Origin of the sequence: Pseudomonas sp. NPDC088368 (assembly GCF_044753445.1) — a bacterium.
Lineage (GTDB): Bacteria > Pseudomonadota > Gammaproteobacteria > Pseudomonadales > Pseudomonadaceae > Aquipseudomonas > Aquipseudomonas bambusae.
Map to the genome: position 1 here is coordinate 24,502 of NZ_JBIVNG010000016.1, position 12,475 is coordinate 36,976.

Consider the following 12,475-nt stretch of genomic DNA (forward strand, 5'->3'; position numbering starts at 1 on the left):
CTTTCAAGAGGACAGCTCCGGGCCCACGGGGCTGGCTTTGGCGAAAGCCTTGAACACGCGGAGAGTGGCTTCCAGATCGGCGGGGTCGATGTCGGCGAACACGTCGCGACGCAGGCGGATCAGTTCTTCTTCGATGGAGTTGGCCAGTGCGCGGCCTTCATCGGTCAGGCTCAGGGCCTTGGCGCGGCGGTCGGTCGGGTCTTCGGTGCGCTGCACCAGATTGGCTTTGCCCAACTGGTCGAGCAGGCGCACCAGCGAGGGGCTTTCAAGGCCGCAGGCTTGCGCGACGGTGACCTGGCGTACCCCTTCGCCCAGGCGCGCGATCATCAACAACGGACCCGCGCAGGCCTCGGACACGCCGTAGTTCACCAGCGTGGTCTGGCAGACGCGGCGCCATTGACGGGACGCCGCGACCACGCCGCCGGTGATGTGCATTTGCAGTGAGTCGAGGTTCATGAGCGGTGCCACTGGTGGATTCGATAAAAGGATTTGGTTAGGCAGTGAATGATTAGGCGCTGCATTATTAGGTTGCTAACTATTAATATCCGGTAACAAAGTCGTTTCGTCAATGGGGGGATGAGGCGGGGAGATGGATGGTGAGGGCGCGGGCTGCCGCATATCCCTGTGGGAGCGAATTCATTCGCGAAGGTGTGTCAGGCGATAGAGATGTTTCGGACGATCCTCCTTCGCGAATGAATTCGCTCTCACAGGTACGGTGTAAACAGTGGCAACAGCGATTAGCCTGGAAATTCTTCGACCGTCTGTCGGCGCTTCCGCACACTTTTTGGCGATTTTTTGGATTTCCTCTAAGGGCGCTTCAAAAAAATGGCGCGACCGGTGGAAAACGCCGACCGCGGAATTCGCCGTGTTGATCAAAATTTGCGCAATCAAGCGTTTGAACTCGAATGATGTCGAGATGATAGCCAAGACCGATTTTCGACCTTCTTCGGCAGTTTCTTGACTGAGTGGGCGAGCTAAAGAAAAACCGGTTCAGCCGATAGCAAAGACGACAGGAAGCGGGGCGCAAACCCCCGTTCCAGAGACATCCCTTTGCTGGTGCGCATGTCGCACCCACGAGCGCAACATGATCGACCTCGCCACCTGGAATCTCTCCGTACCCGTAGGCACCCCTGCGGCCATCATCGACACGACGAAGCTGCTCAGCGGCTATCAGGATGGGTACTTCCGTTCGGGAGAAACGCTGTTTTTCTGGGCGCCCGTGACCGGGTCACGGACCGATAACGCCATTTACCCGCGCACGGAATTGCGTGAGACCTACGCCAACGGCGCCGTGCACAACTGGGCCTACAGCCAGGCGGACAACTTCCTGCGTGCCGCGTTGACGGTCGATCAAGTGCCGTCGACCGGCAAGATCGTCATCGGCCAGATTCATTGCTACGGCAGCACGGAACCGCTGCTCAAGCTGGAATACCAGTACAAGGAAAAAACCAAGAACGGCAATCTGGTCATCAAATACCGCCCTACGCCGACGTCCGAGCCGGTGGTGATCCAGCTCGCCACGGGGGTGCTGCTCAAGGAGCGTTTCAACTACACCATCCACCTGACCCCAGCGGGCGACCTCAGCGTCAACGCTCACGACATGCAATGGAACGCCCGGCTGGACGGCACGTGGAATGGCAAGCAGCTGTATTTCAAGGCGGGCGTCTACACCCAGGACAACGCCGGGTATGCGACGGAAGGTGGGGCGGCGACGTTCTACAAATTGCAGATTGCCCACGACAAGAAAGCCTGACCGCAGCGGCAAGCTGCGAGCTGCGAGCTAAAGGCGGTTGGCGGTGATGCCGCTTTTGATTCTGCCCGGAGGGCGTGGGAGCTGGCTTGCCTGCGATCTGCTGCGCAGCGGCAGTAAACCCCAACCACGGGGTGTATCAGATACAACCGAGTTGTCTGACTTTACTGCCGCTGCGCGCCAGATCGTAGGCAAGCCAACTCCTACGGCCTTCGGCCAGAATCAAAAGCCCTGATCGCGTCACCCCGGCAGCCGCTATGTCTTGCGCAGAAGGAACATCACGCAGGCATCGGGAAAATCAGCGCGAAGCAGATCCGCTTCGGTCTCGGCTGGTTCACCGCCACGTCCCCCCCATGCAATTGCATGATTGCCGCCACAATCGCCAACCCCAGCCCGTTGGAATCGGAACTCTGATGGCGAGAGGCGTCGGCGCGGTAGAAGCGGTCGAACAGTTTGCCGAGGGCCGATTCGCTCAGGACCGGGCCCTGGTTTTCCACCTCGATGCGGCGCTGTTCGCCCTCATTGACAACCCGAATCTCGATCTCGCTGCTTTCATCGGCGTATCGGATCGCGTTGGCCACGAGGTTGCTCAACGCTCGTCGCAGCAGCAACGGATCGGCGTCGAGTTGGCCATCGCCTGACACGCTGAACGTCATCTGCCGCTCTTCGGCCAACCCTTCGAAATACCCCGTCACCCGCTGCACTTCATCAGCGAGGCTCAGTGGCTGACGATTCAGCGCGGCCTGTGCATCGTCGGCGCGGGCGAGGAACAGGATGCTTTCGACCATCCGCGAAATCCGCTCCAGTTCTTCAAGATTCGAGGCCAGCAGCATCTGGTACTCATCGGCGCTGCGCGGTTGCCGCAACGCCACCTGACAATGGCCCATCAACGAACCCACCGGCGTGCGAATCTCGTGGGCGAGGTCGGCGGAAAACTGGGTCAGGCGCTGGTAACCGTCTGCGAGGCGATCAAGCATGCCGTTGTACGCGTCGCTCAGTTGCTGCAACTCCACCGGCGTGTCGCGGCTGTCCATCCGGCTGTCGAGGCGCGCCGGGGTGATGGCGGTGGCGTGGGCGGCCATGTTGCGCAGCGGTCGCAGGCCTCGACGCAGCAACAGATAGCCGAGCCCGGCCGTCACCGCGAACGCCAGTGCAATCGAAATCAAGATGCGGTCGCGAAAGTTGTCCAGGGTCGCCATTTCCTTCACGGCCAGGTGCGCGGCGGTCAGGTGCACGACCTTGCCGCCAGACACCGCTTCCACCGTGGCCGCCCGCATCGGCACGTCCCCGCGGACCATGCCGCTGCGCATGTCGTCCGCGCTCAAGGGGGCGTTGGCGCTGATCACCGGCATCTGCGGCAATGTCGCGTGCAGCGGGTTGACCATGATCACCGGGGATTTGCCCGGCTCGCCAATGACGAAAATATCGTCCTCGCTGTCCAGCATGTTTTCGAACAGTTGTGGGCTGCTGCGCAGGGTGTCGAGGGTCAGGTCGTATTGCAGCAGTTTGCGAAAGTGATCGAGACGCGCCAGCACCGCGTGGTCGCTGCGGGTCATCACCGAGGCTTTCATGGTTTCGTACAGGTACATTCCGGCGCTGGCCACGGCGAGCATCGCCACCACCGCAAAGGCCAAGGTCGAGCGCAGGGTCAGAGAGGGCTGGCGTCGGGCTCGCATGGCCGCACCTCGCACACGTAACCGATGCCGCGCACCGTGTGAATCAGCTTGACCGGGTAGGGCAGATCGACCTTGCTGCGCAGGCGTTTGATCGCCACGTCGACCACGTTGGTGTCGCTGTCGAAGTTCATGTCCCAGACCTCCGAGGCGATCTGCGCCCGTGACAGCACGTCGCCTTCGCGGCGCAGCAGCAGGTGCAGCAGGGCGAATTCCTTGTTGGTCAGGGTGATCACCTGTTGCTGGCGGGTGACGCGACGACGCAGCAGGTCCAGCTCCAGGTCCGCGAGATGGAAATGATCGGCCTCGCGCACCACGCCCCGGCGCAGGATCGTGCGGATGCGCAGCAACAGTTCGGTGAAGGAAAACGGTTTGACGAGGTAGTCGTCGGCGCCCAGCTCCAGCCCGCGAATGCGGTCCTGCAACTGGTCGCGGGCAGTGAGGAACAGCACCGGCACGTCCTGCTTGGCGCGCAGCACTTCGATGATCTGCCAGCCGTCGATGCCGGGCAGCATGACGTCCAGCACCAGTAGGTCGTAGCGGTGCTCCAGCGCCATATGCAGACCGTCGGCGCCGTGCTGGGTCCAATCGACTTTGTAGCCGGATTCGCTGAGGCCCTTTTTCAGGTACTCACCGGTTTTGGTGTCGTCTTCGATCAGCAGGATGTGCATCGTGGGCGGGGCTCGCTTCGCGTCAGGGCAGTGTCGCCGGGCGGTTATCAAAGGGCGCTGAAAACGGCTGGATGCCGCGTCGTGTGCGGAGTTTAACCATTTGGGACGTTGAGGTCGGTTACATTTTTGTCATTGATCGAAGGGGGAGCGAGGCGTGCGGCGAATGACAAAAATGTCATCGCCCGGTCATTGTCCGGTGCCGGTTGCGGGCGGAGGATGGCGGTCATCCAACACGCACTATGCTTCATCCCTCTGCCCTCAAGGAACGTCACGATGAAAATGAAGAATGCATTGTCCGCCACCTTTGGTTTGCTCGCCCTGAGCGCCGCCGTCATGGCCTCGGCGGCTGACATGCCCGTGGTCAAGCCGGTGCGCGGCACCATTGATAGCTTCGAAAACAACACCCTGACTTACACCACCCGTGCCGGTGCTCATCAGAGCATCGCCCTGACCGACAAGACTGGCGTGCGTCTGGTCTCGAAAGGCGACATCGCCTCGATCAAGGCCGACAGCTTCATCGGTTCGGCGGCCACGCCTCAGGCAGACGGCACGCTGAAAGCACTGGAAGTGGCGGTGTTCGAGCCGAGCCTCAAAGGCAGCGGCGAAGGTCACTACGGCTGGCAGAACGCTGACGGCAGCACCGGGACCATGACCAACGGCACCGTCGGCAAGCTGACCGGCACCAACGGCCACACCCTGAGCGTGAGCTACAAAGGCGGCGAGAAGCAGTTGGTGGTGCCGGACGACGTGCCGATTGCCTACATCGAAGCAGGCAAGGTTGATCAACTGGTCAAGGGTGCCAAGGTCGTGGTGTTCCCGGCCGACGACGGCAAGACTGCCCGTGGTGTAGCGGTCGGCAAGGATGGCTTCCAGCCGCCGATGTAATGTGTTTTTGAAACACCGTTTAATCGACGGTTGACATGGAACCCTGTGGGAGCGAATTCATTCGCGAGAAGCGGGTTTAGACGACGCATCTCCATCGTCTGGCCCATTTTTCGCGAATGAATTCGCTCCCACAGGGGTAAGTTTGCTGCCGGAGAAGCCATGAAAAAAACCAGAATCCACCCCTGGCCCATTCGTCTCACGCACTGGATCAACGCCTTTGGCATGGTCTGCATGTTCATGAGCGGCTGGGGCATTTACAACGCGTCGCCGCTGTTCCGCTTTTCCTTCCCCCGGGATTTCACCCTCGGCGGCTGGCTCGGCGGCGCGCTGGCCTGGCACTTCGCGGTGATGTGGCTGTTGGTGATCAACGGCCTGATCTACGTGGCGTACGGCCTGCTCAGCAAGCACTTCAAGCGTGACTTCCTGCCTGTCACCCCCAAGGCGGTCAAACGCGATCTGGTGGACGCCTTGCGTTTCCGCCTCAAGCACGAAAAGGGCGTGTACAACGCCGTCCAGCGCTTGATGTATTGGCTGGTGCTGGCGGCGGGCGTGTTGATCGTGGTGTCGGGGCTGGCGATCTGGAAACCGATCCAGTTGCAGGAACTGACCGCGCTGTTTGGCGGCTACGATTTTGCCCGTTTCGTGCATTTCGGCGCGATGGCGGCGATTGGCGCGTTTGTCGTGGTGCACCTGGCGCTGGTGTTGCTGGTGCCGAAAACCCTGTTGCCGATGATCACCGGCGGCACGCGTGTGATGGAAAGCGGGAAGGGCGAACATGATTGAACCGAAAAAACGCGCGATCCAGCGCATCAAGCTGGAACCGGCGCAACAGATTCAGCTGGAAAACCTGCAACGCCGTCACTTCCTCAAAGGCGGCCTGACCGTGGGCGCGATGGCCATGCTCAGCGGCTGTAACCTGCAGGACGGCGATCAGGTGGACAAAGTGCTGTGGAGCATGTCGCGATTTAACGACCGGGTGCAGGCCTGGCTGTTCAGCGGGCAGAAACTGGCGCCGACCTTCGCCAAGGAGCAGATCCGCAACCCGTTCCCGTTCAACGCGTTCTACGGCGAAGACGACATCCCTGATCTGGACGTGGCCGACTGGAAGCTTGGCGTCTCCGGGCTGGTGCGCGACAAGGCGCCGTGGACCCTCGACGGCCTGCGCAAACTCCCGCAACGCACTGACATCACGCGATTGATTTGCGTCGAAGGCTGGAGCGCGATCGGGCAGTGGGGCGGGGTGCCGCTGAAGACCTTCCTCGAACACGTGGGCGCGGACACCTCGGCCAAATTCGTCGGCTTCAAGTGCGCGGACCGTTACTACTCCAGTCTCGACATGCCCACCGCACTGCACCCGCAAACGCTGCTGGCGCTGGATTTTGGCGAGGTCGCGTTGCCGCCGAGCTACGGCTACCCGCTGCGCATCCGCGTGCCGACCAAGCTGGGCTTCAAGAACCCCAAGCACATCGTCGAGATTTTCGTCACCAACGATTATCCGGGGGGGTATTGGGAAGATCAGGGGTACAACTGGTTTAGCGGGATTTAGGCTGACAATGTTCCCCCTGTGTCTGCCTCAACACCTTCATGCGCCGCTGACCCCCCTGTGGGAGCGAATTCATTCGCGAAAAATGGTCCAGTCGATAGAGATGTACCGACTGGGATGGCCAATCGCGAATGAATTCGCTCCCACAGAATGAATTTTCGCCGGACTGAACAGACACAAAAAAACCGCCTGGCGAATGATCGGCAGGCGGTTTTTTAAAGCGTTGGAACTCAGTTCAGACCGAGTTTGCCACGCATTTGCGACAGGTCTTCTGCCAGGGTGTTGACCGGGCCGGTCAGGGCTTTACGGTCGTTTTCTTTCACCTTGTCATAGGTTTCGAAACCGCCATCCTTGGTTTTGTACTTCGCCAGGATCTTGTCCACGGTGGCGAAGTTCTTGTCGACCTTGGCCACGAATGCCTTGTCCGACTTCTCCAGTTGCGGCTTGAACAGGTCGACGATTTTCTTCGCGCCGTCTACGTTGCCCTGAAAGTCATACAGGTCGGTGTGGCTGTAACGGTCTTCTTCACCGGAAATCTTGGTCGCCGCGACCTCTTCCAGCAGCGCAGCAGCACCGCCCACGACTTTCTCTGGCGGGAAGGTCAGGTCAGCGATGCGCGCTTGCAGGTCTTTGACGTCGGCCATCAGCTTGTCAGCCAGCGCGCCTTGATCCTTGGTGGTGTTCTTTTCGAAGAGCGCGTGCTCCAGACGGTGGAAGCCGGTGAAGTCTTCGGCTTCTACGCCTTTCTCATGGTCGTCAACGCGGGAGTCGATCGACTTGTCCAGGTCGTCGAACAGCTCGGCGATCGGCTCGATGGACTCGTAGGCAACGCGAGTGGTCGGGTACAGCTTCTTGGCGGTGGCCAGGTCGCCTTTCTTGATCGCGTCGGTGAACTTCTGCGTGTCGGCGGCCAGCTTGTCGACGTTTTCAGTGACGTAGATTTTGTAGTCGGACACTGGGGTCACCAGGTCCAGCGGTGCCGTCGCCGCGAACACGGACGGGGTCTGCAACAAGCCAAGGGTAACCAACAGCGCGAGAGGCGACTTTTTCATGGAGCTCTTCCTGTGAGGTAAGGGTTGTCAGGCAGTTTTTGTTTTTACAGCGGAGGCAGCGGCCAGCAGCGACCGGCCTATGAAATCGTTGCTGTCTTTCACACCCGGCAAGGTGAAGAAATACCCGCCGCCGACCGGCTTCAGGTACTCCTCCAGCGGCTCGCCGTTGAGGCGGGTCTGCACGGTGATGAAGCCTTTTTCCAGATCCGACTGGTAGCAGATGAACAACAGGCCCATGTCCAGCTGGCCGTTTTTCATCACGCCGTTGGAGTAGTTGAACGGACGGCGCAGGATCAGGTTGCGCTGGCTTTCAGCCGTGCGCGGGTTCGCCAGGCGGATGTGAGCGTCGAGTTTGGTGAGCTTGCCTTCAGGGTCTTTGGCGTAATCCGGAACGTCGGTCTCGGTCTTGCCGTCCATTGGCGCGCCGGTCGGTTTGACCCGGCCAATGATGCTTTCCTGTTCCTGCAGCGGAGTACGGTCCCAGCGTTCGACCAGATTGCGAATGATGCGCACGGCCTGATAACTGCCGTTGGCGGCCCAGGCGGGCTCGTCGCTGCCGGCTTGCACCCAGACCAGTTCGTTCATGGTCTTCTGGTTGTTGGAATCCGGGTTGGCTGAGCCGTCGCGGAAGCCGAGGAAGTTGCGCGCGCTCTCAGGCGGTTGGCCTGGTTTGAGCGGAGCCTGGGCGGGCACGGTGCCTTCCTGCTTCCAGCGCACCAGTAGCAGGTCCGGCAGGTTTTTGACGATGTCGCGCAAGGCGTGAATGTTGCTGTCCGGCGCGTTGGAGCAGAACTGAATGCTCAGGTCGCCGTGGCAGCAGGCCGCTTCGAGGGCGTCGTTGGGAAAACCGACCATGCGTTGCAGGCGCTTGGGCTTGACGTGCTCCAGAGCGAAACGCTCGTCGAACAGCGAGTCGCCGACCGACACGGTAATGGTCAGGTTATCCGGGGTGACCACCGGGCCAAGAATGCCGGAGTCCAGCGGCGGCAGCTTCGGATCGACCTGAGGCACGGCGCCACCGGTCATCAGGAACGTGATGCGCTCGTTGAGCGTGCGGAACAGACGCTCCAGATCGTCGGTGTCCTGGGCCAGCACGTCGAAGGCCACCACCATGCCCGCCGTCGGGCGCGGGGTGACAATGCCGGACTGATGCACACCGTGGAATTCGTTGCGGTCCTGGGTCTTTTCGCTTTTCGGGGCTTCGGTCACTTGCGCCGGGGCGCTGGTGGCGGCGAGGGCATTGCCGCTCAGGCTGGCACCGGCAATTGCGGCACCGGCCGCGCCAAGGCCCATCAGGACACGGCGGCGTTCAGCGGAAATCGGGGCGTTGGACGAATCGGAGTCTTTCATGTGGATAGTTTCTTCGTTCGGGTTTCAGGGCCGGGCGGGTGCAGAGGGGCACCCGCCAGGGCACGCTTACAGGCCAGTGAGGCCCAGGGCCGGATCGATTCCATCGAGTGCATCGGCCAGCGCCTTGGCCTTGTCCGCGATTTGTTTGCGTTGTTCAGTGCTGACCTGGTCATACGGCTTGTAGCCGTTTTCGGTCTTGAGCATCAGCAACTGGTCGTCCAGTGCAGTGCTGGCGTCGTCGATCTTCTTCAGTACGTCGCCCCAGTTCCTGGCCAGCAGTGGACGCAACAGCTCGATGACTTTGCGGGTGCCTTCCAGGTTGGCGGCGAAACCGCTGACGTCGAGGTGGCTGTAACGCTCTTCTTCGCCGTTGCTGCGGATGTCGGCCAGGCTGCGCATGTTGCGCACCACCATGCTCGCCAGTTGCTCAGGCGCGATGCTTTGAGCCAGCAATTGGGTTTTCAGCGTCGCGATGTCGGTTTGCAGCTTCTGTGCGACCAGCGACAGGCTGTCCACGGACTTCTGCGAGAACAGGCCGAACTCGATGCGGTGGAAGCCGCTGAAACCAGGGTCCTGCTCGCGTTTCTCGAAATAGTCGGCGCGGGCGTTGATCGCATTGTCCAGCTCGGCCAAGCGTTGCGCGGCGGGGGCAATCCGCTGATACGCGGCCCGGGCCGGGGCGTAGGCTTTCTGCGCAGCGGCTAGATCGCCGCTGTCGATGGCCTGTTGCAGATCGGCGGTGGTGCGGATCAGCGCGCTGCTCTGGGTGCTCAGGTAGACGCGGTATTCCGACAGCGGGCCGATGAAGGCGACCATCGAAGGACGGGCTTTCGCAGCGGCTTCGGATTCAGCGGTTGGCGTCACGTGCAGGGTGCCGCGCGGGTTGCTCAGCAGGCCGCAGGTGATCGCGTAATCGCCCGGCTGCAGGTTGGCGTTGATGATCTGACTCAGGCCGGGAACGATGTTTTCGCGCTCTTCGACCACCAGCACGCCGTCGAGGATTTCCCACTCAACGGCACGCTCGGAGGCGTTGACGATGCGGAACGCATGCTTGCCCGCAGGCACGGTGATGGCGTTCGGCTCGCAGCTCTTGGCGTTAATGGTCACCACGGTTTCATTGCCGCCGTTGGCGATGCGCTTTTTCTGCGCGGCTTGCGAGGCGAAATAGAACATGGCGCCTGCGGCGATCATCAGCAGCACGGAACCTGCGACGGCAAATTGCAGGGCGCGTTTAGGCTTGGCTTTCTGCGGAGGAAGGCCGGTCTGACTGGTCATGGTTGCCCTTATTTGTTCGTAACTGAGGAAGAGTGGCCGTGTTCATGGGCCGGGCGGGTGGGCAGACTCACCACCCGCGCCTGCGGCTTGAAGAACAGGAACAGCGCGAAGATCAGGTAGGCGAGGTACGCCACCAGCACGCTGACGGTCGGGGCATCCTGATAACCGAACATGCCAGCCAGCACCGATCCGGTCGGGCCGTCCATCGGCAAGGTCGCGCTGATGTCGAAGACCACGTCCTGGAAGTGGTTCCAGACTCCGGCTTCGTGCAGGGAACGCACCGAGTTGGACAGAATGCCAGCGGCCACGATGAGGATGAACAAGCCGGTGTAGCGGAAGAAGCGGCTGAGGTTCAGGCGCAAGCTGCCTTTATAGATGGCCACACCGATGGCGACCGCGATGATCAGGCCGAACAGCGCGCCGAGCGGGCCCGACACACCTTCGCTCTGCTGGAACACGGCCAGCAGGAAGAACACGGTTTCGAGGCTTTCACGGGCGACGGCGAAGAACACCATGCCGATCAGCGCGTAGGTCTGGTTTTTCGAGCCGGCGAGGGCGGCGTCCAGGGATTGGTGCAGGTCATGTTTGACCGAACGTGCCACTTTGCGCATCCAGACGACCATCGAACTGAGGATGACCACGGCGATCAGGCCGACCACGCCTTCGAACAGTTCCTGTTGTTTCTGCGGGAATTCGGCGCTGACCAATTCCAGGCCGCCCCCGACGAACAGCGCCAACGCTGCTGCGAGGAACACCCCGATCCAGACGGCGGGCATCCACTCGCCACGGCCGGTCTGTTTGAGGTAGCTGGCAATGATGCCTACGATAAGCGCGGCTTCAATCCCTTCGCGCAACATGATCAAAAAAGGAACGAGCATTTATCACCGGTGTAAATCTGATAGGGTGTGCAGCCTGAACGCGGTCGCAAGCCATTCGCATTCAGGCAATGTGTAACATAATGATACTCATTATTGAATGAGCATACTTGTTTTTTTGCTTTTTCCCGGATTTGTGCAGGTGTTCAGGCGGCGTTCAGCCTTTGACGCAGCGGCGAGCTTGGAGCTACAAGCTGCAAGAGGGTCGGCGGCGTACGCACGCTCTTGATTCTGGCCGGAGGCCGTAGGAGCCGGCTTGCCTGCGATCTGGCGCGTAGCGGCAGTAAAACCTGACGACTCAATACACCTGACACACCGTTAACACCGACTTTGCTGCCGCTATGCGCCAGATCGTAGGTAAGCCGACTCCTACGCCTTCGGCAGAAGCGGGTTGCGTTTTGTCAGTTGGAGCGTGAAGGCAGTGATCTCTTCATCATGTCAACGAACTTTTCCGCCGCCGGACTCATCCCGAACCCCACCCGCGTGATCAACCCGATCTCCCGATTCACCCCCGCATGCTCGACCCGCACTTGTGCCAGATCACCCCGGCCTTCGTCGGCGGATTCCGGCAGCAGTGTCATCCCCAGCCCTTGCCGCACCAGCGCCATGACCGTGGACATGTAGTTCGCTTCCAGTCCCGGTGTCAGGGTCAGGCCTTCTTCGGCGAACAGTTGCTCCACTTTTTCACGCACGCTGCTGTCACGGCCGGTGAGGATGATCGGTTCGCCGGCGATGTCGGACAGCGCAATCGAACGCCGTTTGGCCAGCGGATGATCGAGGGGCACGAACAGGCTGAGGCGGTCCTCCATCACCACCTCGAACGCCAGCCCGTGGCTCATGCGCGCCCGCACCCCCAGCCCGAAATCCACTTCGCCGTCGCGCACCAACGCATCGATGCGCTGAGCCACTACGTCCCGTAGCCGCACTTCGACGCCTGGGAATTGCTCGCGGAAGGCCTTGAGCATCGGCGGCAGGGCGCCGGAACACAGGGAGGGCAGGGCCGCCACGGTCACTACCCCGCGACGCAGCGCCGCCAGGTCCCGCGAACCGCTGACGATGTTGTCCAGGTCCAGCAGCAGTTTTTCCATCGGCCCGCGGTTGTTCTGCCCGGCAGCGGTGAGGCTGACCTGACGCGGGCTGCGCTCCAGCAGGGTGACGCCGAGCCATTCTTCCAGCTGCTGGATTTGCACGGTCAGGGCGGACGGCGAGAGGTTCAGTTCAAGGGCGGCCTTGGCGAAGCTGCCGCTGTTGGCCACCGCCAGAAAGGCGCGGATGTGCTGGATCGAGTTTTTCATTAGAGGTATCTCGGCGTTTCGATTCGGTTTTTCCGAACGTGAGGCTGTAAACATTTCAATTTACAAAGCTTACCCCCGTTTCGATACTCGGCGAAAACAACAACAG

General features: G+C 61.1%; 13 protein-coding genes. 4 read left to right on the forward strand and 9 right to left on the reverse strand.

Annotated features, from left to right (window positions below):
* Positions 1-3: 3 nt before the first annotated feature.
* Positions 4-456, reverse strand: a complete 453-nt coding sequence (locus ACIQAL_RS28625) for a MarR family winged helix-turn-helix transcriptional regulator (protein WP_401151429.1) — start codon at positions 454-456, stop codon at positions 4-6.
* Positions 457-636: 180 nt separating this feature from the next.
* A complete protein-coding gene (locus ACIQAL_RS28630) occupies positions 637-927 on the reverse strand; it encodes a hypothetical protein (protein ID WP_401151431.1) in 291 nt (96 codons plus the stop codon).
* Between the two features lie 157 nt (positions 928-1,084).
* On the opposite strand from ACIQAL_RS28630, the gene ACIQAL_RS28635 reads away from it, so the two are divergent.
* The gene (locus ACIQAL_RS28635) at positions 1,085-1,753 is read left to right on the forward strand and encodes a polysaccharide lyase family 7 protein (RefSeq protein ID WP_401151433.1); all 669 of its coding nucleotides are present in this window, start codon (positions 1,085-1,087) and stop codon (positions 1,751-1,753) included.
* 275 nt (positions 1,754-2,028) lie between these two features.
* Here ACIQAL_RS28635 and ACIQAL_RS28640 read toward each other — a convergent pair whose 3' ends face one another.
* Positions 2,029-3,426, reverse strand: a complete 1,398-nt coding sequence (locus ACIQAL_RS28640; RefSeq protein ID WP_401151435.1) for a heavy metal sensor histidine kinase — start codon at positions 3,424-3,426, stop codon at positions 2,029-2,031.
* Positions 3,399-4,094, reverse strand: coding sequence for a heavy metal response regulator transcription factor (locus ACIQAL_RS28645; RefSeq protein WP_341958856.1), 696 nt, complete (start codon positions 4,092-4,094; stop codon positions 3,399-3,401). Before ACIQAL_RS28645 ends, ACIQAL_RS28640 begins: the two co-directional genes overlap by 28 nt.
* Before the next feature lie 279 nt (positions 4,095-4,373).
* Here ACIQAL_RS28645 and ACIQAL_RS28650 point away from each other — a divergent pair, with 279 nt between their 5' ends.
* The 3 genes from ACIQAL_RS28650 to ACIQAL_RS28660 all read left to right on the forward strand — a co-directional run bounded on the left by ACIQAL_RS28650 (position 4,374) and on the right by ACIQAL_RS28660 (position 6,525).
* Positions 4,374-4,979 carry a hypothetical protein gene (locus ACIQAL_RS28650; RefSeq protein WP_166598507.1) on the forward strand — a complete coding sequence of 202 codons (606 nt, stop codon included), beginning with the start codon at positions 4,374-4,376 and terminating at the stop codon, positions 4,977-4,979.
* A 159-nt stretch (positions 4,980-5,138) separates the two neighbouring features.
* On the forward strand, positions 5,139-5,762 hold the full coding sequence (locus ACIQAL_RS28655; RefSeq protein WP_401151437.1) for a cytochrome b/b6 domain-containing protein: 624 nt from the start codon (positions 5,139-5,141) through the stop codon (positions 5,760-5,762).
* Positions 5,755-6,525 (forward strand): molybdopterin-dependent oxidoreductase, encoded by a 771-nt coding sequence (locus tag ACIQAL_RS28660; RefSeq protein ID WP_401151440.1) that lies wholly within the window; start codon positions 5,755-5,757, stop codon positions 6,523-6,525. The genes ACIQAL_RS28655 and ACIQAL_RS28660 overlap by 8 nt, the downstream gene beginning before the upstream one ends.
* Before the next feature lie 227 nt (positions 6,526-6,752).
* Here ACIQAL_RS28660 and efeO (ACIQAL_RS28665) read toward each other — a convergent pair whose 3' ends face one another.
* The 5 genes from efeO (ACIQAL_RS28665) to ACIQAL_RS28685 all read right to left on the reverse strand — a co-directional run bounded on the left by efeO (ACIQAL_RS28665) (position 6,753) and on the right by ACIQAL_RS28685 (position 12,369).
* Positions 6,753-7,574 carry an iron uptake system protein EfeO gene (efeO, locus tag ACIQAL_RS28665; RefSeq protein WP_166598500.1) on the reverse strand — a complete coding sequence of 274 codons (822 nt, stop codon included), beginning with the start codon at positions 7,572-7,574 and terminating at the stop codon, positions 6,753-6,755.
* A 27-nt stretch (positions 7,575-7,601) separates the two neighbouring features.
* A complete protein-coding gene (gene efeB, locus ACIQAL_RS28670) occupies positions 7,602-8,924 on the reverse strand; it encodes an iron uptake transporter deferrochelatase/peroxidase subunit (protein WP_401151443.1) in 1,323 nt (440 codons plus the stop codon).
* Between the two features lie 66 nt (positions 8,925-8,990).
* Positions 8,991-10,199 (reverse strand): iron uptake system protein EfeO, encoded by a 1,209-nt coding sequence (gene efeO, locus ACIQAL_RS28675; RefSeq protein WP_401151445.1) that lies wholly within the window; start codon positions 10,197-10,199, stop codon positions 8,991-8,993.
* An 8-nt stretch (positions 10,200-10,207) separates the two neighbouring features.
* The gene (efeU, locus tag ACIQAL_RS28680) at positions 10,208-11,077 is read right to left on the reverse strand and encodes an iron uptake transporter permease EfeU (RefSeq protein ID WP_401151448.1); all 870 of its coding nucleotides are present in this window, start codon (positions 11,075-11,077) and stop codon (positions 10,208-10,210) included.
* A gap of 398 nt (positions 11,078-11,475) precedes the next feature.
* A complete protein-coding gene (locus ACIQAL_RS28685) occupies positions 11,476-12,369 on the reverse strand; it encodes a LysR family transcriptional regulator (RefSeq protein ID WP_401151450.1) in 894 nt (297 codons plus the stop codon).
* Positions 12,370-12,475: the final 106 nt, after the last annotated feature.

Bases quoted from the DNA above. Each gene is read 5' to 3' on its own strand.
- ACIQAL_RS28625 (WP_401151429.1), bottom strand. From the start codon at position 456: ATGAACCTCGACTCACTGCAAATGCACATCACCGGCGGCGTGGTCGCG.
- ACIQAL_RS28635 (WP_401151433.1), top strand. From the start codon at position 1,085: ATGATCGACCTCGCCACCTGGAATCTCTCCGTACCCGTAGGCACCCCT.
- ACIQAL_RS28640 (WP_401151435.1), bottom strand. From the start codon at position 3,426: ATGCGAGCCCGACGCCAGCCCTCTCTGACCCTGCGCTCGACCTTGGCC.
- ACIQAL_RS28645 (WP_341958856.1), bottom strand. From the start codon at position 4,094: ATGCACATCCTGCTGATCGAAGACGACACCAAAACCGGTGAGTACCTG.
- ACIQAL_RS28650 (WP_166598507.1), top strand. From the start codon at position 4,374: ATGAAGAATGCATTGTCCGCCACCTTTGGTTTGCTCGCCCTGAGCGCC.
- ACIQAL_RS28655 (WP_401151437.1), top strand. From the start codon at position 5,139: ATGAAAAAAACCAGAATCCACCCCTGGCCCATTCGTCTCACGCACTGG.
- ACIQAL_RS28660 (WP_401151440.1), top strand. From the start codon at position 5,755: ATGATTGAACCGAAAAAACGCGCGATCCAGCGCATCAAGCTGGAACCG.
- efeO (WP_166598500.1), bottom strand. From the start codon at position 7,574: ATGAAAAAGTCGCCTCTCGCGCTGTTGGTTACCCTTGGCTTGTTGCAG.
- efeB (WP_401151443.1), bottom strand. From the start codon at position 8,924: ATGAAAGACTCCGATTCGTCCAACGCCCCGATTTCCGCTGAACGCCGC.
- efeO (WP_401151445.1), bottom strand. From the start codon at position 10,199: ATGACCAGTCAGACCGGCCTTCCTCCGCAGAAAGCCAAGCCTAAACGC.
- efeU (WP_401151448.1), bottom strand. From the start codon at position 11,077: ATGCTCGTTCCTTTTTTGATCATGTTGCGCGAAGGGATTGAAGCCGCG.
- ACIQAL_RS28685 (WP_401151450.1), bottom strand. From the start codon at position 12,369: ATGAAAAACTCGATCCAGCACATCCGCGCCTTTCTGGCGGTGGCCAAC.